At 69.2% G+C, this 22,546-nt stretch carries 20 protein-coding genes; 11 read left to right on the forward strand and 9 right to left on the reverse strand.

Annotated elements, in window-relative coordinates; all coding sequences use genetic code 11:
- Positions 1 to 85: 85 nt before the first annotated feature.
- The 3 genes from JGU66_24475 to JGU66_24485 are packed head-to-tail and all read left to right on the forward strand — an operon-like array spanning position 86 to position 3,247.
- The gene (locus JGU66_24475) at positions 86 to 1,219 is read left to right on the forward strand and encodes a hypothetical protein (protein MBJ6763940.1); all 1,134 of its coding nucleotides are present in this window, start codon (positions 86 to 88) and stop codon (positions 1,217 to 1,219) included.
- A gap of 23 nt (positions 1,220 to 1,242) precedes the next feature.
- Positions 1,243 to 2,046, forward strand: coding sequence for an HAD-IIB family hydrolase (locus JGU66_24480; protein ID MBJ6763941.1), 804 nt, complete (start codon positions 1,243 to 1,245; stop codon positions 2,044 to 2,046).
- A 4-nt stretch (positions 2,047 to 2,050) separates the two neighbouring features.
- The gene (locus tag JGU66_24485; GenBank protein ID MBJ6763942.1) at positions 2,051 to 3,247 is read left to right on the forward strand and encodes a class I SAM-dependent rRNA methyltransferase; all 1,197 of its coding nucleotides are present in this window, start codon (positions 2,051 to 2,053) and stop codon (positions 3,245 to 3,247) included.
- Here the strand turns inward: JGU66_24485 and JGU66_24490 are convergent, their stop codons facing one another.
- Genes JGU66_24490 through JGU66_24500 form a run of 3 tightly spaced genes read right to left on the reverse strand, consistent with a single transcriptional unit; the run spans position 3,248 to position 5,145 of the window.
- Positions 3,248 to 3,700: a hypothetical protein gene (locus tag JGU66_24490; protein MBJ6763943.1), complete on the reverse strand. Its 453-nt coding sequence runs from the start codon at positions 3,698 to 3,700 to the stop codon at positions 3,248 to 3,250.
- Between the two features lie 56 nt (positions 3,701 to 3,756).
- Positions 3,757 to 4,191: a hypothetical protein gene (locus JGU66_24495; GenBank protein ID MBJ6763944.1), complete on the reverse strand. Its 435-nt coding sequence runs from the start codon at positions 4,189 to 4,191 to the stop codon at positions 3,757 to 3,759.
- Between the two features lie 30 nt (positions 4,192 to 4,221).
- On the reverse strand, positions 4,222 to 5,145 hold the full coding sequence (locus JGU66_24500) for a hypothetical protein (protein MBJ6763945.1): 924 nt from the start codon (positions 5,143 to 5,145) through the stop codon (positions 4,222 to 4,224).
- A 192-nt stretch (positions 5,146 to 5,337) separates the two neighbouring features.
- On the opposite strand from JGU66_24500, the gene JGU66_24505 reads away from it, so the two are divergent.
- The 3 genes from JGU66_24505 (at position 5,338) to JGU66_24515 (ending at position 8,153) form a co-directional block, all read left to right on the forward strand.
- Positions 5,338 to 5,970: an alpha/beta hydrolase gene (locus JGU66_24505; GenBank protein MBJ6763946.1), complete on the forward strand. Its 633-nt coding sequence runs from the start codon at positions 5,338 to 5,340 to the stop codon at positions 5,968 to 5,970.
- A gap of 156 nt (positions 5,971 to 6,126) precedes the next feature.
- Complete coding sequence (locus JGU66_24510; protein ID MBJ6763947.1) at positions 6,127 to 7,941, forward strand: peptidase S8; 1,815 nt, start codon at positions 6,127 to 6,129, stop codon at positions 7,939 to 7,941.
- Entirely contained in the window at positions 7,938 to 8,153 is a 216-nt protein-coding gene (locus JGU66_24515; GenBank protein MBJ6763948.1) for a hypothetical protein, read from the forward strand. Before JGU66_24510 ends, JGU66_24515 begins: the two co-directional genes overlap by 4 nt.
- Before the next feature lie 49 nt (positions 8,154 to 8,202).
- Here the strand turns inward: JGU66_24515 and JGU66_24520 are convergent, their stop codons facing one another.
- The 6 genes from JGU66_24520 to JGU66_24545 all read right to left on the reverse strand — a co-directional run bounded on the left by JGU66_24520 (position 8,203) and on the right by JGU66_24545 (position 17,615).
- Complete coding sequence (locus JGU66_24520) at positions 8,203 to 9,357, reverse strand: CPBP family intramembrane metalloprotease (GenBank protein MBJ6763949.1); 1,155 nt, start codon at positions 9,355 to 9,357, stop codon at positions 8,203 to 8,205.
- Between the two features lie 96 nt (positions 9,358 to 9,453).
- Positions 9,454 to 12,003 (reverse strand): 1-acyl-sn-glycerol-3-phosphate acyltransferase, encoded by a 2,550-nt coding sequence (locus JGU66_24525; protein MBJ6763950.1) that lies wholly within the window; start codon positions 12,001 to 12,003, stop codon positions 9,454 to 9,456.
- 14 nt (positions 12,004 to 12,017) lie between these two features.
- The gene (gene argS / locus JGU66_24530; GenBank protein MBJ6763951.1) at positions 12,018 to 13,739 is read right to left on the reverse strand and encodes an arginine--tRNA ligase; all 1,722 of its coding nucleotides are present in this window, start codon (positions 13,737 to 13,739) and stop codon (positions 12,018 to 12,020) included.
- A 75-nt stretch (positions 13,740 to 13,814) separates the two neighbouring features.
- A complete protein-coding gene (locus JGU66_24535) occupies positions 13,815 to 15,506 on the reverse strand; it encodes a hybrid sensor histidine kinase/response regulator (GenBank protein MBJ6763952.1) in 1,692 nt (563 codons plus the stop codon).
- A 98-nt stretch (positions 15,507 to 15,604) separates the two neighbouring features.
- On the reverse strand, positions 15,605 to 16,333 hold the full coding sequence (locus JGU66_24540) for a HEAT repeat domain-containing protein (GenBank protein ID MBJ6763953.1): 729 nt from the start codon (positions 16,331 to 16,333) through the stop codon (positions 15,605 to 15,607).
- Between the two features lie 109 nt (positions 16,334 to 16,442).
- Positions 16,443 to 17,615 (reverse strand): J domain-containing protein, encoded by a 1,173-nt coding sequence (locus JGU66_24545; GenBank protein ID MBJ6763954.1) that lies wholly within the window; start codon positions 17,613 to 17,615, stop codon positions 16,443 to 16,445.
- A gap of 117 nt (positions 17,616 to 17,732) precedes the next feature.
- Between JGU66_24545 and JGU66_24550 the strand changes: the two genes are divergently transcribed.
- The 5 genes from JGU66_24550 to fusA all read left to right on the forward strand — a co-directional run bounded on the left by JGU66_24550 (position 17,733) and on the right by fusA (position 22,371).
- On the forward strand, positions 17,733 to 18,449 hold the full coding sequence (locus tag JGU66_24550; GenBank protein ID MBJ6763955.1) for a hypothetical protein: 717 nt from the start codon (positions 17,733 to 17,735) through the stop codon (positions 18,447 to 18,449).
- On the forward strand, positions 18,446 to 18,940 hold the full coding sequence (gene rimI / locus JGU66_24555; GenBank protein ID MBJ6763956.1) for a ribosomal protein S18-alanine N-acetyltransferase: 495 nt from the start codon (positions 18,446 to 18,448) through the stop codon (positions 18,938 to 18,940). The genes JGU66_24550 and rimI overlap by 4 nt, the downstream gene beginning before the upstream one ends.
- A 208-nt stretch (positions 18,941 to 19,148) precedes the next feature.
- On the forward strand, positions 19,149 to 19,520 hold the full coding sequence (locus JGU66_24560) for a 30S ribosomal protein S12 (GenBank protein ID MBJ6763957.1): 372 nt from the start codon (positions 19,149 to 19,151) through the stop codon (positions 19,518 to 19,520).
- A 156-nt stretch (positions 19,521 to 19,676) separates the two neighbouring features.
- Positions 19,677 to 20,147, forward strand: a complete 471-nt coding sequence (gene rpsG / locus JGU66_24565) for a 30S ribosomal protein S7 (GenBank protein ID MBJ6763958.1) — start codon at positions 19,677 to 19,679, stop codon at positions 20,145 to 20,147.
- 148 nt (positions 20,148 to 20,295) lie between these two features.
- Positions 20,296 to 22,371, forward strand: a complete 2,076-nt coding sequence (gene fusA, locus JGU66_24570) for an elongation factor G (GenBank protein ID MBJ6763959.1) — start codon at positions 20,296 to 20,298, stop codon at positions 22,369 to 22,371.
- The last annotated feature ends 175 nt before the right edge of the window (positions 22,372 to 22,546 follow it).

Genomic DNA, 22,546 nt, shown 5'->3' on the forward strand with positions numbered 1-22,546 from the left:
CGTAGCGCTCCTGGACTGGTTCCTCGGCTCCCGGGCGGTGCTAGAACTCCCCGCGCCGGAAGTCGAGCGTTAGAGTAGGAATCCCGTGTCTGCTGCTGCCGAAAACAACCCCCAGGCCTCGCTCACCCCGAGGCTCGAAGAAATCCTCCAGGGCCTCGCGGACCGTGACGTCGCCGAGCGGTTGCGAAAAGTGTATCTCGCGGCCGCCCACGCCATCGCCCGCCTGAGCGACCTGGACCTGGTGAAGTACGAGTCCCCCGTCGCGGACTCCAGCCCCGACCTGTCGTTGTGGGAGGAGATGGCGCCCGTCATCCGCGACACGGTGATGGACGTCAACGCGCTGCTCAATGTCATCCGCGAGCAGTTCCCCGCGCCCGCCTCCAGCAGCGCGAGCGCACGCGACGCCGCGGGGCTCCTCCAGGACGCCATGGCGATGCTCGCCCAGGGCGTCACCCAGCTCGGCGAGGCCATGCGCAACCCCTCCGTGGTGAGCGATCGCTGGATGCTCCTCGCGGAGATCCAGCGCACCCGCGCGCGCTTCCGCGAGCAGATGAGCAGCCTCGTGTTCGAGTCCGTCAGCACCTTCGGCGACGTGACGCGCGCCCAGGTCGTCCCCGGCCACGAGGCCGAGGTGAAGGCGGCCGTCACCGTCCGCGCCATCACCGCCGACCTGGCGCGCATCGTCTCCGCGCGGCTCGCCAAGGTGCGCGAGGCCGAGCCCGAGGATGTGCAGTGGAACGCGCAGCAGCTCCAGACAGAGCTGGATGCCTTTGGCCGCACCGCCGCGTATCGGAACCTGCGCGCGCAGGACAAGCGCCGCATCGTCGAGATGCGCGCCGGGGTGGGGCAGCTCGCCATCCGCGCCAGTCCCACGCGAGAGGAGCTCCTGGCGTTGATGGAGGAGCTGGACGCGTTCGTGCGCGGCCTCTCCGGCGTCAATCAGCGGCAGCTCCTCATCATCCACGACCGCGAGGTCTGGGCGTCGTGTGGGGTGCGGCTGGAGCGGGCGCTGTCGCTCGTGGCCACCGACGCGGTCGGCGCGGCGCGGACGCTCGCCGAGGCCGCGGCGGCGGGGCAGGCGCTCTACGGCCGGGACGCCGCGCTGGATGCCTTCCTGCGCAAGGCCCGCAAGCTCGCCTTCGCGCAGCTCTCCGCCGAGGACCTGCACGCCACCATCGCGTCGTTCCAGGGGCTCCTCGCCCAGTTGGACGTGATGTGAGTCGCGCTCGCGAGGAACGCCCCATGCCCCGGCCGCTCCGGGAGGCGGACCTGTCCGCGGTGCGCGGTGTGTTCACGGACGTGGACGGTACGCTGACCACGGGCCACAAGCTGCGCAGCCAGACGATCCAGGCCCTGGAGCGCCTGTCGGCCTCGGGCCTGCGCGTGGTGCTGGTGAGCGGTCGGCCGGCGGGGTGGGGCGAGGCCTGGGCCCGCCAGCTCCCCGTGGACGGCGTCATCGTGGAGAACGGCGGCCTGTTCTTCACCCGGAACGCCCGGGGCGCGCTGCGCAAGGTGTACGCCGAGCCGCCCGCCGAGCGCGCGGCCAACCGCAAGCGCCTGACGACCGAGGTGCGGCGGGTGCTGGCCCGCGTTCCAGGGGCGCGGCTGTCCGTGGACAGCGCGTACACCGAGGTGGACCTCGCGGTGGACTACAACGAGGAGGCCCGCCTGGGGGACGCGGGCGCCGCGCGCATCGAGTCGCTGCTGCGCGAGCGAGGCGTCACGGCGGTGCGCTCATCGGTGCACGTCAACTGCTGGCTCGGCCGGTTCGACAAGCTGAGCGCGACGCGCCTGTTCGCCCGGCGCGTCTGGGGCGAGCGCCTGGACCCCACCGACTCCCGCTATGTGTATGCGGGGGATTCTTTCAACGACGCTCCGATGTTCCAGGCATTTGCCCTGGGCGTGGGCGTGGCCAACGTGCGCGCGGTGCTGGACCGCATCGACGCGCCGCCGGCATTCATCACCCGGGCACCCGAGGGGCGGGGCTTCGAGGAGCTGGCGAAAGCCATCCTCGCCCGCCGCGGGCGGCCGGGTCGCGAGGAGTGACACTGTGGATTTCGTGAAGTTGGAGCTGGCCCGCGGCCTGGGGCGCCACCTGCGTGCCGGACACCCCTGGGTCTTCCGCAAGGCGCTGGAGCACGTGCCCCGCATCCCCGCGGGCTGCGTGGTGGACCTGACGGAGAACGGGAAGTTCGTCGCGCGCGGTTACTACGATCCGCACTCGGCCATCGCCGTGCGGGTGTTGACGCGCGACCCACGCCAGCCGGTGGACGCGGCCTTCATCACGCAGCGGGTGGTGCGCGCGCTCACCGCGCGCCGAGAACTCATCGACCTCACGGACACGGACAGCTACCGGCTGATCCACGGCGAGGGAGACGGGCTGCCGGGCGTCGTGGTGGACCTGTATGCGGGCTGGGCGGTGATGAAGCTCTACTCCGCGGGCCTCACGCCCTACCGGCCGCTCATCGTCGAGGCGCTCAAGGCGGGCGTGCCCGGCCTCAAGGGCGTGCTCGGCCGCGACGAGGTGGGGCGCGACGACGTGGACGAGGACGACGGCCGGGGCTCGGGGCGCATGCTCTGGGGCACCGATGCGCCGGAGCTCATCCCCATCCGTGAGCGCGGCGTGACGTTCCTGGTGGACGCGTGGCGCGGCCAGAAGACGGGGTTCTTCCTGGATCAGCGCGAGAACCGCCACCTCATCCGCCGGCTGTCGCAGGGCCGTGACGTGCTCAACTGCTTCAGCTTCAGCGGGGGCTTCTCCGTGAACGCCGCGATGGGCGGCGCGCGCAGCGTCTTCTCGGTGGATCAGGATCCGGACGCCATCGCGCTGGCCCGCGAGAACTTCACGCGCAACGGGCTGCCCGCCGAGAAGCACGACTTCCTCGCGGCGGACGTGTTCAAGCTCATCCAGTCGTTCAAGGACGAGGGCCGCACCTTCGACCTCATCGTCCTGGACCCGCCCGCCTTCGCGAAGAGCCAGCGCGCGGTGGAGGCCGCCGTGGACGGCTACGCCTCGCTGAACCGGCAGGCGCTGGCCATCCTGCGCCCGGGTGGACTCCTGGCCACCGCGTCGTGCTCGGCGCGCGTGAGCCCGGACATGTTCATGGGCGCGGTGCGCGAGGCGGGCTTCAAGACCGGCGTGGACCTGGCGCTCGTCGAGGAGCGCTACCAGCCGCCGGATCACCCCGTGCGCTTGCAGTTCCCGGAAGGGAAGTACCTCAAGTTCTACGTGCTCCAGGCCGTCTAGCTAGGTGCCGAAGACACGGTGCGCGACGCGGTCCAGCACGTCGCGCCCCCACACGAGGCTGGCCTTCATGAGCCGGTCCATGTCGCGTGAGAACTCGGCACCCGTGGGCACCTGCGTGTACGTGTGGCGCAGGTAGAGGCAGCGGGTGTCGGCCTCATAGGCCACCTCGCCGCCGCCCGCGTCGGTGCCCTCGGTGGCCTCGGCGCGGAAGCCGTCGATGACGCCGGGCTTGGGCTCCTCGCGGAAGCGGTAGACGAGCGCGCTGCACTCCAGCGCCTGCTTCGCCTCCAGGTGCTCGAAGTAGAGCTGCGCCTCTCTCAGCATGGCGCCACCCCGGCCCTCCGCGTCGAGCCCCTCGGTGCTGGTGGCGCCCTTGCCCTGGAGATACCAGCGCACCAGGGCCCGCGCTGACTCCCGGGTGAGCGGCCCGCCCGCGCGCGGCGGCGGCTGCATCACCCCGAGGGAGGACAGCACCCAGTGCACGCCCGTGGGGAGCGCCCAGGCCATGGCTACTTCGCGGTCTTCGCGGGGAACACCCGCGAGGCCACGCGCTCGAACACGTCGCCGCCCCAGTCGAGGCTGGCCTTCATCAGCCGCGCGAGGTCGTCGGAGAACGCCTTGTCGGCGGGGATGGCCGCGTACGTGCGGCTGAGGAAGAGGCTCTTGCTCTCCGGCTCGAAGTCCACCGTGCCTCCGCCGGTGTCCGTGCCCGACTTCTCTTCGTCACGGAAGCCATCGAGGACACCGGGGCGAGGGGACTCGCGGAAGCGGTAGATGAGGCCGCTGCACTTGAGCCCGCCCGTCTGCGAGCTGTGCTCGAAGTAGAGCTGCGCCTCACCCACGCTCACGCCACCCACGCCACTCGGACTGAGGCCCGGGCTCAGGTGAATGCCCTGGGCCCGCAGGAAGGTCTGCACCAACCGCTGCGCTTCGTCACGGGTCATGGCCACCTGCATAGCACGACGATGGAGGCGTCAGAACTGTCCGGCCCGCGCCTGATCGAACGGGACGCGGTGCTTCAGGTACGTGGCCTCCAGCGCGTGCGCGCCGGTGAACATCGTCTTCTCCGAGAAGCGCTCCACCTGCGCGCCCTTGCCCGGGTGACGCAGGAGCGCCAGCGGATCCAGGCTCCCGCCCAGGCCCAACACGCTGGGGACCAGGTCGCGGTTGTTGACGTAGTGCACGTACTGCGGACCGTCCGGGTACGTGGCGCCCGCCGAGCCGAAAGTCTCCACCTTCACGTGGTTCAGCGCCTTCTCCACGTCCGCCTGGGACATCCCATCTTCAATGCGCATCCGGCGCGCCACGTCGTTGAGCGCGCGCGAGGTGATGAGGCCACCCTGGCTGTGCGCCATCACGTGCACGTCCCGGCCCGCCTTCAGCTCGGAGTAGACGGCGTCCGCCAGCGTGTCCACCGCCGGGTTCTTGCCCTTGTCGAGCTTGTCCTTCACGCACTGGATCACATCCGACACCATGCCCTCGGTGGCGTTGTGGATGCCGATGGTGCGCATGCCCGTGCTGTCCGCCAGCGCCTGCAGCGAGCCGGCCTGCCCGTCCTTCGTCGTCGAGATGCCGTTGATGTAGATGGCCGTCTCGGTGGCGTTGGGGTTGTTGCGGGGCGTGAACGGCGGCACCTGGCTCAGCGGCGTGCTCGCGTCGAACGTCTGTCCGCCCGCGCCCACCAGCTTGCCGTCATAGACGCGGTCCGGAGAGCCCGCCGGGGCGGTGAACACCGCGGCCACGGCCTTCGCCGACTTGGACTCGAACCCATCCGCCACCAGCTGCGGCTTCTTCGCCTCCACCGGCTTGGCGCTCGCCGCGCGGCTCAGCTCGGCGGTGGGCTGGGTGCTCGTGCCAAGCGGCTTGAGGGCGTTGCGACCGCGCTCGATGGTGGTCATGGATGGGGGCTCCTGCGCAGGGAAAGTGAGGGAGACGTTTCCATTGTCACCCGAATGCGTCACCAGTTGCGTGGGATTGGACAATTATCGGTTGACGCATTGCGTAGGTTGTGCGCTGCGGCAATTCCTGAGCAGCTGCGTCATGGCGAGTCACACCGATGTGAGGTCCGCGTCGCGACGCTAAGGTGAGGCATGGTCCAGAAAGGGCAGTTCCTGGAGCGCCCCACGCTCGTGCCGGTGGGCAACGAGGTGATGGACGCCACGGCGCACCGAGGCACGCGCGCGCCGCCGTTGCTGGTGCTGCCGCCGCGCCCGGAAGAGGGCGGAGGGATGGATCATCTCCTCGCCGCGGAGCTGGTCTGGGCCGCGGCCCACGCGGGCTTTCCCACCCTGCGCTTCAACCATCGGGGCGTGGGCGCCAGCCAGGGCGAGCGCGGCACGGGCGAGTCCCTGGTCGATGATGCCGAGGCCGCCATGCGCGTGCTGTTGGAGAACGCCGGCACGACGGCCCTCGCGGTGGCTTCGCTGTATGGCGGGGCCCGGGTTGCGTTGGACCTCCAGGCCCGTCACCCGTGCGTGGGCGGGGTGTGTCTGGTGGCGCCGCTGGATGTGGATGTCGTCGCGCTATCGCGGCTGCCGTGTCCGCTGCTCGTCATCGTGGGGGAAGAGGACCGGCGCATGTCGCGCGCCGCGCTGGCTTCCGCTGTCGCCGAGTCGGGCGGACTCCTAGAGGTGATCGAGGATGCGGGGCCGACGTTCCATCGCAACCTGCCACAGGTGGGGCGCGCGGTTTCCGGCTGGTTGGGTCGTCTCGCGGGCGGGTGACCGAGGGCGTGCAACTCTGCGGACTCTGTCACGTTTCTTCACGCTCGCCGCCTTGCATGCGCGAGCAGGGGACATACAGACTGCCCCGGCAGACCCAATCGTTTCGCGGTTCGTTCGTAGAGACCTCGACGCGACGTCTTTCTGAAGGAGTGTGCGATGCGGATGGTGCGAAGGACCGTGGTTCCCGCGGCGCTGGCTTTGATGGCCGCGGCGTGTGCGTCCCCCTCGCGTGAGCCGCAGGCGCCCACCGCGTCCGGCACCGAGCCGGCGGCCCGCGCTGTCGCCACCGAGGTGGACCCCGCCCAGGTGGTTCCCGGCGCCATCGTGGTGGACTTCAAGGATGGCACCACCAAGGCGCAGTTCGACGCCTGGGAGAAGGAGTGGGGCGTCGACCTGGAGTTCAACTCCATCGAGGGCGCCGACGACGGCGTCACCCTGGCGGTGGGCGTGGACGACCTGGACGCGGCGCTCACGCGGATCCGTCAGAACCCGGCGGTCGAGTCCGCCGAGCCGCTGCTGGAGCTCCACGCCAGCTACACCCCGAATGATCCGCAGTACGCGCAGCAGTGGAACCTGCGGATGATCGACATGCCGCGGGCCTGGGAGCGCTCGCGGGGCAAGGGCGTGGTGGTGGCCGTCATCGACACGGGCATCGCCTACGAGGACTACGACGACTTCAAGCAGGTGCCGGACCTGAAGGGCGCGAAGTTCGTGAAGGGCTACGACTTCGTCAACGACGACGAGCACGCCAACGACGACCACGGCCACGGCACGCACGTGGCGGGCACCATCGCCCAGGCCACGGACAACGGGCAGGGCGTGGCGGGCGTGGCCTTCGAGGCGACGCTGATGCCGGTGAAGGTGCTCAACCACTTCGGCAGCGGCACCACGGCGGACATCGCGGATGCCATCCGCTTCGCGGCGGACCACGGCGCGCGGGTCATCAACCTGTCGCTGGGGGGTGGCGGCTACGCGCAGGTCATGGCCAGCGCGGTCGAGTACGCCCGCAAGAAGGGCGTCACGGTGGTGGCCGCCGCGGGCAACGGGGGCCGCGCTCACGTCGAGTTTCCGGCCGCCTATCCCGGTGCCATCGCGGTGTCCGCGGTGGGCCCGGACAGCACGCTGGCCCCGTACTCCTCTTTCGGCAAGGAGCTCGATATCGCCGCGCCGGGCGGGGACAAGCGCCAGGGCGACGCGGGCGGCATCATCCAGAACACCATCGACCCGCGCGACCCCGCGCGCTCCGTCTACGCCTCCTACCAGGGCACGAGCATGGCCACGCCGCACGTGGCCGCCGTCGCCGCGATGCTCTACGCCGCGGGCGCCAAGAGCCCGGACGAGGTCGAGGAGGCGCTCTACGCGGGCGCGAAGCCCGTGGGCAACGTCGCCTGGTCCGAGCAGTACGGCCACGGCGTGCTCAACGCAGAGGCCTCGCTCAAGCACTTCCGAGGCGACGCGGAGACGGCGTGGTCGCCGCTGTACTGGGCCCTGGGGCTGATGGCCCTGGTGCTCTTCTCGCTGCGCGGCCGTGAGCGCCCGGGCTTCCTCAACGTCCTGGTGCGGCCCGCCTTCTTCGCGCCGCTCTTGCTCGCCACGGTGGGCGTGTTCTTCGCGCGCTCGTGGTTCGGCGGGGCCTCGGGGCTGGGCCTGGACGCGGTGGACATGGCCTCGCTGCCCATCCCGGATTGGCAGCGCATCATCTTCGGCCGCGGTCGCACGGTGAACCCGCTGTTCTACAGCGCGCTCATCCCGCTGGGACTCTCGCTGCCAGCCATCGCGTGGAAGGGCATGCGCCCCGCGGTGGGCGGCCTGGCGCTGGGCTTCGCGGGCTTCCTCGCCTACGCGGCGTGGACCGGGGCGCCGTCGCTGGCGTGGATGCCCTTCACGTTCATCGCGCGCCCGTGGCTCGTGTTCCACACGGTGCTGTGCCTCGTCATCGGCCGGGCGATGCTCAAGCGGGAGGAGGCGTGAAGCTCTCCGGCCGAGTCATGTACCGCGACCTCGGGCCCGGTGTCTGGGTGCTCGAGGGCGATGACGGTACCACGTACCAACTGGCGGGCGGCGACCGGAAGCTGAAGAAGGACGGTCACCGCGTGGAAGCCGAAGGGCACGTGGACCGCGCCGCGCTCACCAGCGCCATGGTGGGGCCGGTGTTCCACGTCGCGTCGTATCGCTTCGTCTGAGCTGTTGCGAGGGCGCGCCTCCCGCTCGTGGCGGTGAGGCGCGCGTCGCTCAGCGCTTGGCCTTGTAGGCCTCGGCCTGCCGGCGCCGCTCTTCCTCGTAGGCCTCCATGGGGATGGCTCCCCGGCGAGCCGCCGCGCGGGCCTGCTTCAGTGCCGCGCGCTCCGCCACCAGCCCCGGCGCCGCGTCCTTCTTCAGCTTGGGCAGCGGGTACACGATGTCGAACAAACTCAAGGCCACGCCGCGCTTGTCCACGACGCCGAGCCCCACCAGCGACACGGTCGAGGCCACCACCCAGGGCAGCAGCAATCGCGACAGCGACGGCGTCACCCCTGGCGCCCGTGCCTCCTCGAGCGGCGCGTCCCCGCCGCGTCCCCAGACGGACGGGGTGAATCGCGCCACGGACTTGAGGGCCAGCAGCCCCAGGCCGCCCACCAGCGCCAGCCCGAGCACCGCGCGGGGATCCGTCGTCTCCGCGTCCGCCTGGCCCGCCGCGGCGGTGCGCGAGGCGATGAGGTAGAGCACGGTGGACACCAGGTTGTTGGCCGCGTGGGCGGCCATTCCGGGCCACAGCGAGCCCGTGCGCAGGTAGAGCCACCCGAACAGCAGGCCCAGCTCCACGCGCGCCAGGAAGCCCACGGGGTCCAGGTGGAACGCGCTGAAGATGACGGCCGTGATGACGAGCGCCCGCATGGGCGAGGCCGGGGCAGGCGGGGTGAGGCCCTTCTGGAGGATGCCGCGGAAGAAGAACTCCTCACACAGCGGCGCCCCAATGGCCACGCCGCCCAGGATGAGCGCCATCTCCACGCTCGACTGACTGTCGAACAGGTGCGAGGCGTCGAACATCTCCCGCATCCACGGCGGCACCACCTGCTGGGCCGCGTACTGGATGGGCACCACGAGCGCGAAGAAGTTGGCCACGCCCACCGCGAAGCCGAACAGCGTGGGGGCGGAGCGCAGGGGCACGAGCCCCGTGTAGACCGCGGGCCGGAAGCCCTTGGCGCGCAGCAGCACCCAGCCCAGCCCGAGGAAGATGAACACCTCGGTGAACCACACCCCGAACGCCGCGTTGGCGAGCTGCGCCGCGCCGCCCACGACGATGAACAGCGCCAGGGCGATGACGGTGGGGAGGGCCGGCGCCAGAGGCTCGAGTGGGGCGGGGGACTCAGGAAGCGGTGCGGCGCTTGAAGGGGTCTCTTCCACCAGGGGGCTCCTGCCAGAGAAGGGCCCCAAGGGCCCGACTCCGCGTATCTACCCTGTCCCCATCGCGACGTCCCGCTTCCTGGCGAGCGGGAGGGTGGATCAGCCTCGCCGCAGGTACTGGCGGATGTCCTCGGCCAGCGGGTTGCGCGTGGCGAGGTCTGTGGCCGCCGGCCCCGGTTTGAGCTTCTTGTCCTCCTCGATCAGGATCTTCTGATCCAGCAGGTACTCGACCGCGTTCTCCAGCGTCGTCTTGGCCAGGGACTCGGCGGCGGTGATGCGACCCGCGTGGTACTCCGCGCGCCCCGTCTCCATCGCCAGCTTCACGAAGGCCTTGCGGTCCATGGGCTGCCCTTCCGCCACGTCGCGCAGCGTCATCGCGGCGAGCAGATAGGCCTCCAGGTAGTCGCGCAGCAGGTCGGCGAGGAACTCCAGCTCCGGACGCGCATGCGTCTCGGGCGCCTCCTTGAGCACGTCGCCCTCGTGAATCACCAGCCCCATGCGCACCAGGCGCTCCACCGTCTCCGCGAAGATGGTGTCGAAGCTCGCGCCCACCCGGTAGATGAACTCCACCTTGAACAAGCGGGAGAGGAACAGCGCGCGCGCCTTCACGGTGTCGTAGGGCGCGGGTGAGCCGCCCAAGAGCGCGTTGGCCACGAGGCTGCGGGCGACCACCCGGTTCATGAGGGTGTTCTTGTAGAAGGCCATCTCCGGGCGGCGCGCATCCTCCACCTGGTAGATGACCTCGCCGCGCGCTTCCTGCGTGCGGATGATCTCATCCGACACGAACTCGCGCACCGCGTCCTGGATGGGGCCGAGCGTCTCGGGGTTGCTGGGTGCGTTGCTCAGCTCGCGAGACAGGGGCGCGCCTTCCTCATCCGCGATGCGGCGCAGGTGGCTGATGCGGTCCGTCAGCTCGCGCTGGGTGAGGCCGCGCCGGCGGTGGGCGAGCAGCGACGCGCTCACCAGCGCGTGCGGCGTCACGGTGGACACCTTGCTGATGCCGTACATGACGCGGTTGCCCAGCGCGCGCACGAGGCCCTTCTTCTGCTCGTCGTTGACCTCGGTGTCCGGCGACAGTCCGCGCGCCTTCATGAAGTCCACGAGCGACAAGGGCTCGTCGAAGGTGAGATGGATGCGGCCGTAGCGCGCCGCCAGCACCTTGGGCGCCGTCAACAGGGCCTTGATGTCCTCGGGCTTCTTCTCGCCGCCGGCCAGCTCCTTCGAGTACGAGCCGGACTCGACCACCTTCTCGTAGTCGATGGACACGGGCACGAAGACGAGGTCGTTGCGCGCGCCCTCCAGCACGGCCTCGACCTGCCACGTGAACATGCCCAGCTTGGGCGTCAGCAGCTTGCCCGTGCGGGAGCGGCCACCCTCGGGGAAGAACTCCTGGTGGATGCCGTCATGCACCAGCTTCTTCACATACGCCTTGAACGACGCGGCGTAGACCTTGTCGCCCTTGAACGAGCGCCGCAGGAAGAAGGCGCCGCAGCGCCGGAACATGGGCCCCAGCGGCCAGAAGGACAGGTTGGCGCCCGCGGCCACCAGCGGCACCGCGTAGCCCCGGCTCCACAGCACCCAGCTCAGCACCAGGTAGTCCACGTGGCTCTTGTGGCTGGGGCACAGCACCACGGGCGCGCGGCCCGCGGCCTTCAGCGCGCGGTGCAGACCCGCCTCGTCCACCACGATGCCGTCGTAGATGCGGTTGAAGACCCACTCGAGCATGGGCGCGATGAACGCCAGCGTCGTGGGGCTCGGCTTCGCCGCGATGGCCTTCAGGTTGCGCTGGGCCTCGCGCAGGACGCTCTCCGGCTTGCGGCCCGTGGCGGCCGCGTGCTCGTCCACCACCTTGCGCAGGCCGCGGTCCCGCAGCGTCTCGTCGATGAGTCGGTCCGCGGGCTTCACCGGCGGGCCGTAGACCGCGCGCGTCTCGCGGGCGAGGTGCACGTGCAGCGCGCCGCGCACCTTGCGGCCCAGCACGTCATCCGAGTCGTTCGGGTTCTGCTCCAGGAAGCGCCGCAGGTCGATGGGCTCGCCCACGCGGAACTGCGCGCGCTTGTAGTTGCGGAAGAACGCCAGCATCGAGTGCAGGAAGCCCGGTGCCTCCGGACTGCCGAACACGATGTCCACCCAGCTCGGCTTGAGCCGCGCGTTGCGCTTCTCCCAGACGAACAGCTCCGGCACCAGGTAGACGGGCCGGTCACCCGTGCGCGCCAGCCGCACCAGGGCCGGGAAGGGGTCCTCGCGCGTCTCCTTGCCCGAGGGGGCCAGGAGCGCGGTGCGGCGCAGGAAGACGAGCCCGCTGCCCCCTTGCTGCGAGGCGAAGCGGAAGCGCTCGTAGATGTCCCCGCGCTGCGCCGTCTGACGCCAGGGGCGCGTGAACCAGGGGCGCAGGTTCACCACCGCCCGGATGGGCGGCAGCGAGCGGCGCACCATGGCCCACGCCAGGTACAGGAAGTTGATCCACGCCGTGGTGCGCAGGACGTGCACCACGTAGCCCTTGGCGTGGAGCGAGCGCAGCTCGTCCTCGGCCTCGGGTGGGAAGTGCACCCCATCGAAGTAGCGTGCCCCCAGCATGCGGGACACGGGACCGAACTCGTCCTTCAAGGTCTCGAACCGATTCTCAGGTTGCACGAGCGCAGTATCCACGGCGAGCCCCCAGGTTACATGTTCTCCGGCGTCGGGATTCCGAGCAGCGTCAGCCCGGCCGCCAGCGTCACGCGCACCGCGTCCGTCAGCGCCAGCCGCGCTGCGCGCATGGGGTCATTGCCTTCCACGAGGATTCGCTTCTCCCGATCCTGGTTGCCCAGCGTGTAGTAGCGGCTGTACGCGGCGGCCACGTCCAGCAGCAGGCGCGCCACCAGGCTCGGCTCGTACTGCTCGGCCGCGTCCTTCACGACCTCGGGCAGCCGCATCAGCTCGCGCAGCAGCGCCTGCTCCTCGGGTAGCGACAGCAGCCCCGCGTCATACGTCGCCGGAGCCCCGCCGCCCTTGCGCAGCACGGTGACGGCGCGCGCGTGCGCGTACTGGAGATAGGGGCCGGTGTGGCCCTCGGGGCTGACCACCTCGTCCCAGTCGAACGTGTAGTCGCTGGCGCGCTTGTGCTTCAGGTCGCCGAACACGACAGCGCCCAGGCCGATCTGCTCGGACAGCCCGTCCGGGTCGTCCGTCTTCAGCAGCCCCTCGGCCATGTTCTGCTTCACGCGCTCGAGCACCCGCTCATGCGCCTCGTCGAGGACCTGGTTGATCTCCACCACCTGGCCCTTGCGCGTGCTCATGCCGTGGATGCGGCCGAACGGCACGTGCACGCAGCGGTCGGCCCACGGCTGGCCCATCTCCTTCAGGGTGCGGAACACCTGGCGGAAGTGGAGCGCCTGATCCTGCGCCACGACGTAGAGCGACTTCTCGAAGTGGAAGCGCTCGTAGCGGTCCTCCGCCGCCGCGAGGTCTCGCGTGGCGTAGAGGGTGCTGCCGTCGTTCTTCTTGAGGAGGACGGGCGGCTCGTTGTCCGCGTAGGGCATGTCGACGATGAGCGCGCCCTGCGAGTCCTTCACGCCGGGCTTGCGGGCGATCTGCTCGATGACCGCGTCCATCTTGCCCTGGTAGCGGCTCTCGCCCTCGATGTGCTCGAACTCGATGCCCATGCGCGCGTAGACCTGCTTGAAGCCGCGCACGCTCGTCTCTCGGAACTGGTTCCAGAGCTTCAGCGCCTCGGCGTCACCTGCCTCCATGCGCCGGAAGAAGTCGCGGGCCTTCTCGTCGAAGGCGGGGTCGCTCTCGGCGCGCTGGTTGGCCTTCACGTACACCTGGACCAGGTGGCTCATGTCGTCCATGCGCGCCGGGTCGCCGTACTCCTGGAAACCCACGGCCACGAGGCCGAACTGCTTGCCCCAGTCACCCAGGTAGTTGATGCCCTCCACCCGCCAGCCCAGCGCGCGGTACAGGTTGGCGATGCAGTGCCCGAGGAACGTGGTGCGGATGTGGTGGAAGCCAATGGGCTTGGCGATGTTGGGCGACGAGTAGTCGATGACCACCGTCTTGCCCGTCCCGGCGTCCTTGTCGCTGCCGTAGGCCAGGCCCGCCTGACGGATGGTGTCGATGACCTCGGACGTGAAGGGCAGGGCGTTGAAGCGCGCGTTGACGTACGGCCCCACGGACTTCACCTCGAGCCCCGGGACGGTGACGGCGCGGGCCAGCTCGGCGGCGATGGCGGGCGGGGCCTTCTTCTGCGCCTTGGCGAGGGAGAACGTGGCGAAGCTCAGGTCGCCATGCGCGGGCTCGGCCGGCTTGACCTGGGACTCGATGTCGGGCGCCGGCACGCCCAGGACCTGGGCGATCGCCTGGGCGAAGGCGGCGCGATAACGGGAGTAGACAGAAGTGCTCATGGACCGCGCGGATACTAGCCAAGGCTCGGCGGTTTCCCGCCATCCCTTCTGCGCGGGAAGAAACCTTCCCGTCATTCAGGGGACGGCGGGCCCCCGCATGCTGGGGCGGACCACCGCCGCCACGATGTCCAGCAGCTTGGGCAACTGCAGGGGCTTCTCGAAGAACCCATCAATCCGGTCCAGCCCCTCGCCGGACGTGAGGGAGGCGACCTCGCTCGCTCCGGAGATGATGTACACGACGACGTCCGCCAGCGACTCGGTGCCTCGGATGAAGCGCAGCACCGAGCGGCCATCCTCCTCGCTCAGCCGCAGATCCAGCAGGACCATGGCCGGTCGGATGTGCGACAGGAGGGTGCGCGCCTCCGAGGCGCCCGACGTGGCCATCACCCGATAGCCCTCCTGCTCCAGCACCTGCTGGAGGACCTCGCGACAGTCTGCGTCATCCTCCACCAGCAGGATGCCACCGGCCTTGGGCGCCGCCTGGGACAGCTCGGGCGTGCTCACCGCCCCCGCGAACATGGGCAGGACGAACTGGAAGGTGCTGCCCTCGCCCAGGATGCTGGAGGCCTCCACGCGGCCTCCGTGCAGGGCGATGATCTTCGCCACCAGGGGCAGGCCCAGGCCCGCTCCCGGGGGGCGCGGCATGCCCGGCTGGGCGCGGTAGTACGAGTCGAACACGTGCTCCAGGGCGTCCGTGGACATGCCCGGCCCCGAGTCCTTCACCGAAAGCATGGCGACGCCGTCCGCGGTGGACACGCGCACCTCCACGGTGTTCTCGGCCTCGCTGTGGTGGATGCCGTTCTCGACGAGGTTGTGGATGGCCTCGGCGATGCGTTCGCGGTCCCCTCGGACGAAGACCTCGGGGCAGGGCGGGATGACCACGCGCACCTTGCAGTGCTCGGCGAGGGCGCCCAGGGCACGCACCACTTCTTCGGCCACGGCCTTGATGCCAAAGGGGCGCTGGTTGAGCTGCATCTTCCCGGACGACAGCCGGGACATCAGCACCAGGTCGTTCACCATGCGCAGCAGGCGGTCCGCGTTGCGATCGCAGGTCTGCACCGCGCGCCGCTGCGAGTCCGCCAGCGCCCCCAGCTTCTCGCGCCCCAGCATGGCCAGATAGGCCTTGATGGTGGTGAGGGGGTTCTTCAGGTCATGCGAGACATTCCCGAGCAGCTCCTCGCGGTTCTGCTCCAGGCTCTTGAGGCCGGCGATGGCCGTCTGGAGGTCCTTGTTGCGCCGGGCACTGTCGTCGCGCAGCCGGGCGACCTCGTAGGCGGCGGACAGGTGCGCGGCCAGGGAGAGCATCAGCGTGTCGCTCGCCTTGCGCCGGGCGCCCAGCACCACGAGGACGCCCGTGATGCCCTGGGCACCCTCGAGTGGGACGGCCACGGTCCCGGGCTCGCGCACCAGCGTCTTCTGCGTGAAGGCCCGGCCCACGGCGCCATCACCGGGTGAGGCGGCGATGATGCGGTCGTCATTGCGGCCCCGCACGTGCTCGACGTGGAGCTGATCCCTCGCGGGGAAGTAGCGCGCCACGTAGCAGACCTTGGGCTTGAGGAGCGCGTAGAGGATTTGGAGCTGGGAGCGCAGCGCCTCGGTGGGGCCGGCGTTGTCGGTCAGGTGGCGCCCCATCTCCAAGAGGGCGCGCGCGGCCGCATCCGGATCCACCGGTGGAGCTGGCTTCGCGGCCCGCTTGGCGGGGGTCTTCTTCGCGAGGGGGCGCAGCGGCACGACTTCGGCCAGCGGCCCCTTTCTCTTCGAGGGCACCGGCTGATCCTGCTCCAGAGAGCCCCCGCGAGGGAATGGCCTCGCGGGTCGAGGCCCACTCCAGGACACTGGCCGTGTCGGATGGACGACAGCCGGACTCAGCCCTTGCGCTGGATGTGGGCGTCCTTGTCCAGGGAGTAGGGCTCCACGAGCAGCGCCTGGACCTTCTCCTGGAAGCCTTTCACCGAGAACCCACAGTCAGCCAGGGCCCCCAGCGCGGCGGTCTGGACGCGGCGGCCGGTCTCCTCGGCGGTGAGCAGCTTGAGCATGGGCTCGCGCGTCGACTCGTGCTTCAGCCCCCCGAGCGACTTCAGGGCCGCGATCTTCACGTCGTCCGACATGTCCTCCAGGAAGGGGAGGACGGCTTCGGGGACGCGAGGGTCGGTCTTCCCGGAGACGGCGTGCAGCAGGACGACCTTCTTCTCCGGGTCCCGGGTGTAGTGGCTGGACAGGTGCTTGAGCGTGTCCGTGACGATGCCGAGCACCTGCTCCTCGGACTGCAGCTCCATCAGCAGGCGCAGGGCCCAGGAGGTGGCCTGATCGCTCTTGCGCAGGAAGTCGCTGATGGGGGCGACGGCGTCCTGCCCGAAGCCCTTGATCAACTCGAACGTGTGCTCCTTCTCGTCCGCGTCCGTGGTGAGCGGGTCCACGGTGATGGTGAAGCGGCTGAGCAGGACGGTGATGGCCTCGGGGAACTTCATCTCCCCCAGCTGCTGGATGGCCTTCTGCCGCGTGGTCGGATCCCCATACTTCTGGGTGACCTTGGACTTGAGCTTGAGGGCCTTGTCGGGACCCGATCCACCCGTGAGGAAATCGAAGAGACCCATGGTGCGCACTCGTTCCGGTGTTCGAAGAAGGAATTAGAAGGTGGAGGCGCCGTCTAGGACGGTGCGCCTCGCAAGACAAGAGCCAACCGCAACGTCGCGGCCCGCGGCTTCAGAGCGTCAACTCGCGACGCACATCGCCGCGATAGGCGCGTGACAGTGTCTCGGCCGCCGCGCGAGTCTCCGCGTCTGCGTCCTCCGGGACCTTGACCTGCACGGTGAGGTACATGTCGCCAGGGGCTCCCCCCTTGAGGGAAGGGACGCCGCGGCCCTTGAGCCGCATGCGCCGCCCGGACTGTGACCCGGCGGGAACCTTCACGGTGACCTCGCCCTGGAAGGTGGGGACGCGAACCTCGGCGCCGAGCACGGCCTCGGAGACCGTCACGGGCAGGTCCATGGTCAGGTCGTCCCCGTCACGCTTCACGAGGGGATGCTCGGCCACATCCACCTCGATGTAGAGGTCACCGGGAGGCGCGCCATGCTCGCCAGCGGCGCCCTGACCCGCCAGCCGCACCTTCGAGCCCGTGTGCACTCCCGCCGGAATCTTCACGGTCAGCCGGGTCGTCTCCTCGTGGACGCCGGTGCCGTCGCACTCGGGACACGGCTCCGCGGCCCGCCCGCTGCCATGGCACGTGGGGCAGAACCCGGATCCACCAAAGAGCCCCGGTGCCCGGCGCGCGCGGCCCGAGCCGTTGCAGGTGGGGCAGGTCACCATCTGGCCGGTATCACCACGTCCCTGGCACTTGGGACAGCGTCCCGGGCGGCGCAGGGTGATGGCGCGCTCGGTGCCCGTGACAGCTTCGGCCAGGGTGACTTGCACGCGGGTGGTGAGGTCATCGCCGCGCTCGGCACCGGAGGGCCGGGTCCTCCGCCCGAAGACGTCCCCCATGTTGACGCCGCCACCACCGCCGCCGGATCGCCCGAAGATGTCGTTGAAGAGGTCGCCCAGGTCCACGCCCTCGGCGCCGTAGGGGATGCCGCCCCCGCCTCCGCCACCCGCGGACTGGGCCGCCCGGTAGGCGCGGTACGCTTCCGCCTTCTTCTCGTCGTAGCCGATCTTCTCGGCGTCCTCGCCAAACTCGTCGTACAGCTTGCGCTTCTTCGGGTCGCTCAAGACCTCGAAGGCGGCGTTGAGCTTCTTGAACTTCTCCTCCGCCGCCTTCGCCTTGCTCCCCTGGTTCACGTCGGGGTGGTGTTCTCGCGCCAGCTTCCTGAAGGCCTTCTTGATCTCGTCCGCGGACGCCGTCCGCGAGACGCCCAGAATCTGGTAGTAGTCGTCCGCCATTTGTTCCCGCCGTGCTGTACCCGATTGCAAGAACGTAACCAGTACAGAGGGCGACGCCAGCACGGGATGTCCGAAAGACCGTGGGATGGTTAGAGTCGCCGCAAGATGAGGGAGGCCATGGCAGTGCCGCGCGCAGCTCGAGCGGGTCCCCTGTGCCTGGTGGGCTGGCTGCTCGCGACCGCCCCGGCAAGCGTCTGGGCGGCGCCTCCCGCGTCCGCTGATTCGGACCGGACCGAGAACGCGGTGGTGGACCGGGTGGTCGCCGTCATCGAGGGCCAGGTCCTGACCCTCAGCGAGCTGGATTTCGAGGCCCGGGTGGCGCTCGTCCAGCAGGGGGCCGTGCAGGCCGCCTCGGACCCGTTGGACGAGGAGACGCTGCGTCGGTCCCTCGATCTGGCCATCAGCCAGCGCCTCCTCGTACTGACGGCGGACCGCCTGCAGGCCTTTCCCGTCGAGCCGTCGGATGTCGAGACCCGCCTGGTGGCCTTCCAGGCCCGACTTGGCGGCCCGGAGGCCCTGAGGCGCTTCCTGGCCCTCCACGACATGGACCGGGAGGGACTTGCGGTCGCCGTGGCGCGCATGCTGCGCGCCGAGCGCATCCTGGACAGCCGCGTGCGGATCAAGGCCCAGGCAAGCGAGACCGAGGTGCGGCAGTACTACGACTCGCACCGGGCCGAGTTCCCAGGTGAGTACGACCAGGCGGCGCGCACGGCCATTCGCGACAGGCTGGTCCGGGCCCGCTACAACGAGCTGGCCGCCAGAGTCCTGGCCGAGGCGCGCTCTGCGGCGCAGGTCCGTCGGGTGGCGGCCTTTGCTCGGGAGGCCCGGCGATGAGGCGCCTGAACGACGAGGGCGCATCCGGGCCCAGCCACGGCTTCCTGATCCGCCGGATGACCCGGGATGACCTCCCGGCGGTCATGGCCCTGGAGAAGGCGTCCTTTCGCAACCCCTGGTCCACGGAGCTGCTCCAGCGCGAGCTGGAGCACGAGTGGTCCACCATCCTCCTCGTGGAGGACCCGCTGCCAGAGGGTGGGGTGGAGCTGCTCGGGCTCGCCATCTTCTGGATCGTCCACGACGAAGTGCACGTGCTGAATGTGGCCACGTCCCCCGAGCATCGGCGGCGTGGGGTGGCCCGCGCCGTGATGGACGAACTGCTCGCCCGAGGTCGCGCGCATCGCTGCTCCCTGGCGACGCTGGAGGTCCGTAGGAGCAATGAGCCCGCGCTGAACCTCTACCGCGCGCTGGGCTTTCGTCCTGTGGGCATCCGTCCGAACTATTACGTGGACGAGGGCGAGGACGCGATCGTGATGGTCCTCGACTTCTAACCGCACGCGGAGTAGAGGACCGCCCGCTGTCTCCAGGTTCGACGAAGATGGAAAAGGGTTATCGGGTCCCGGCTGCTTCCTGGCCAGGGTCCTGCCGTGCTTGACACGGGGAGGCCCCTCTCTATACTCGCGCGCCTTTCTGTAGCCTGTAGGTAGATATGTGCCGCCTGGTGTGCTCGAGGCGGCTCCCATCGAAGAAGAGGTTTCAGTGCCGACCATCAGCCAGCTCGTCCGCAAGGGCCGCGAGAAGCTCAACATCAAGGGCAAGAGCCCTGCCCTGAAGGAGTGCCCCCAGAAGCGCGGTGTTTGCACCCGCGTGTACACCACGACCCCGAAGAAGCCGAACTCGGCCCTCCGCAAGGTGGCGCGTGTTCGTCTGACCAACGGGATCGAGGTCACCTCCTACATCCCCGGCGTGGGTCACAACCTCCAGGAGCACTCGGTGGTGATGATCCGCGGTGGCCGTGTGAAGGACCTCCCGGGTGTTCGCTACCACATCGTTCGCGGAACGCTGGACTCCGTGGGTGTTGCGGGCCGCAAGCAGAGCCGTTCGAAGTACGGAGCGAAGCGCCCGAGCTGATTGGCTCGGATCGCTGACCACCTTCGTCATTTGAAGCCGTGTCGGACGCTGGCCCCACACCCTGGGGAGTGTCCTCCGCAGTTCCAAGAATGCAGCGTTTGAAGCCCCGGTGTATTTCCTCGGAAGAGGGAAGTGGGGCGTAAGGGAAGAGAAGAGATGCCTCGTCGTCGCGTAGTCGCTAAGCGGAAGATCCTCCCCGATCCGAAGTTCCAGGATCGGCTCGTGACGAAGTTCGTCAACGACCTGATGCGCAAGGGGAAGAAGTCCATCGCCGAGGGAGTCTGCTACGGCGCGTTCGCCCTCATCGAGGAGCGTGCGAAGGAGGACCCCCTCAAGACCTTCAAGAAGGCCCTGGACAACGTCAAGCCCGTGCTCGAGGTGAAGAGCCGCCGCGTCGGTGGCGCCACCTACCAGGTGCCCGTGGAGGTCCGTCAGGATCGCCGCGTGGCGCTGGGCATGCGCTGGATCATCACCTACGCCAAGGCGCGTGGTGAGAAGACGATGCAGGAGAAGCTGGCCGGCGAGATCATGGACGCCGCCAACAACCGCGGTAACGCGGTGAAGAAGCGTGAAGACACGCACAAGATGGCCGAGGCGAACAAGGCCTTCGCGCACTACCGCTGGTAGTCCCTTAGGGGCTCGCGGACGCCGCTCGGATGCAGAGGATGCATCCGGGCGGTTTTGTTTTTGCTAGAAGCAGGTTCTCTGAAATTTCCGGTCGGTGAGCGCGGAGGCCGTGTCGGCTTGCCCGCCTCCCGTGGAGAGGCACTGAGTCATGGCTCGCGAGTACCCACTCGAGCGCTACCGCAACATCGGCATCATGGCGCACATCGATGCCGGCAAGACGACCACCACCGAACGGATCCTGTTCTACACAGGGGCCATCCACAAGATGGGGGAGGTGCACGAAGGCACCACCACGACGGACTGGATGGTGCAGGAGCGCGAGCGCGGCATCACCATCACCTCGGCCGCGATCACCTCGTTCTGGAAGCGGCGCGAGCAGAGCTACCGCGTCAACATCCTCGACACGCCGGGCCACGTGGACTTCACCATCGAGGTCGAGCGCTCGCTGCGCGTGCTGGATGGCGCGGTCGCGGTGTTCGACGCGGTGAACGGCGTCGAGCCCCAGTCGGAGACGGTCTGGCGCCAGGCGGACAAGTACAAGGTCCCCCGCATCTGCTTCATCAACAAGATGGACCGAGTGGGCGCGGACTTCGAGATGTCCGTGGGCACCATCCGCGAGAAGCTGGGTGCCCGGCCCGTGCGCATGCAGTTGCCGCTGGGCTCCGAGGACAAGCACCGCGGCGTCATCGACCTGGTGCAGATGAAGGCGCTCGTGTTCCACGACGACGCCCAAGGCAGCCGCTACGACACGGTGGACATCCCCGAGGAGTTCCGCGAAGCGGCCGACGCCGCGCGCGCCGAGCTGGTGGAGGCCGTGGCGGAGCAGAGCGACGCGCTCACCAACAAGTTCCTGGAGGGGGCGGAGTTCACCGAGGAGGAGATCCGCGCGGGGATCCGCGAGGGTTGTGTCGGGCTGAAGCTGTTTCCGGTCTTCTGCGGCTCGGCGTTCCGCCACAAGGGCGTACAGCCGCTGCTGGACGCCGTGGTGGACTACCTGCCCAGCCCGTTGGACATCCCGCCCGTGCACGGCAAGAACCTCAAGGGCGAGGACGAGGAGCGACCCACCCGCGACGACGCGCCGTTCAGTGCGCTGGCGTTCAAGATCATGAACGACCCCGCGTTCGCCTCGCAGACGCTCACGTTCCTGCGTGTCTACTCAGGCCGCCTGGAGGCGGGGACCGCGGTGTGGAACTCGGTGAAGGGCAAGCGCGAGCGCGTGAGCCGGCTCGTGCAGATGCGCGCGGACAAGAAGGACGAGCTGACCGAGTGCTACGCGGGTGACATCTGCGCGGTGGTGGGCATGAAGCTCGCCACCACGGGCGACACGCTCTGCGACGACAAGCACCCCATCATCCTGGAGCGGATGGAGTTCCCCGAGCCGGTCATCGACATCGCCATCGAGCCGAAGTCGACGGCGGACCAGGACAAGATCATCCAGGCGCTCCAACGGCTCGCGGCGGAGGATCCGTCGTTCCGCGTGAAGACGAACGAGGAGACGGGGCAGACCATCATCGCCGGCATGGGCGAGCTGCACCTGGAGATCATCGTCGACCGGCTCCTGCGCGAGTTCAAGGTCGACGCGAACATCGGCAAGCCGCAGGTGGCCTATCGCGAGACCATCACGGTCCCGATGGAGGCCGAGGGCAAGTACATCCGGCAGACGGGAGGCCGAGGCCAGTACGGCCACATCTGGCTGCGCGTGATGCCGAACGAGCCAGGCAAGGGCTTCCAGTTCGAGAACAAGATTGTCGGGGGCGCGGTGTCCAAGGAGTTCGTGGACGCGGCGAAGCAGGGCATCGCCGAGTCCATGCAGAACGGGCCGGTGGCCGGCTACCCCATGGTGGACGTCAAGGTCGAGGCCTTCGACGGCTCCATGCACGACGTGGACTCCAGCGAGATGGCGTACAAGATCGCTGGCTCCCTGGGCTTCAAGGACGCGGTGCAGCGGGCCTCGCCGGTGCTCCTCGAGCCCATCATGAACTGCGAGATCCTCACGCCCGAGGAGTCCATGGGCGACGTCATCGGAGACCTCAATGGTCGCCGGGGGAAGATCCTGGGGATGACGCCTCGGCCGGGGAACGTGCAGGCCATCCAGGCGCAGGTGCCCTTGGCCGCCATGTTCGGGTACTCGACCGACCTGCGCAGCCGCAGCCAGGGAAGGGCGACCTACACCATGCAGTTCAGCCACTACGCGCCGGCCCCGAAGGCGGCGTTGAACCGGTAATGGGTCGCCCGGAGGGTTGTCTACCGGGCGATTTCAGTTGACGTCGCAGCAGGTTTGGAGCACGACGCAGCACCTTTCGGGAGTTGCTTTTCCCGAGTTGAGACCGAGAGCGCCGGACGAAGCTCCGGCCCCGTGAGGAGTGTCATGTCCAAGGAAAAGTTCGATCGTAGCCTTC

It is taken from the genome of Myxococcaceae bacterium JPH2 (assembly GCA_016458225.1).
Classification (GTDB): Bacteria; Myxococcota; Myxococcia; order Myxococcales; family Myxococcaceae; genus Citreicoccus.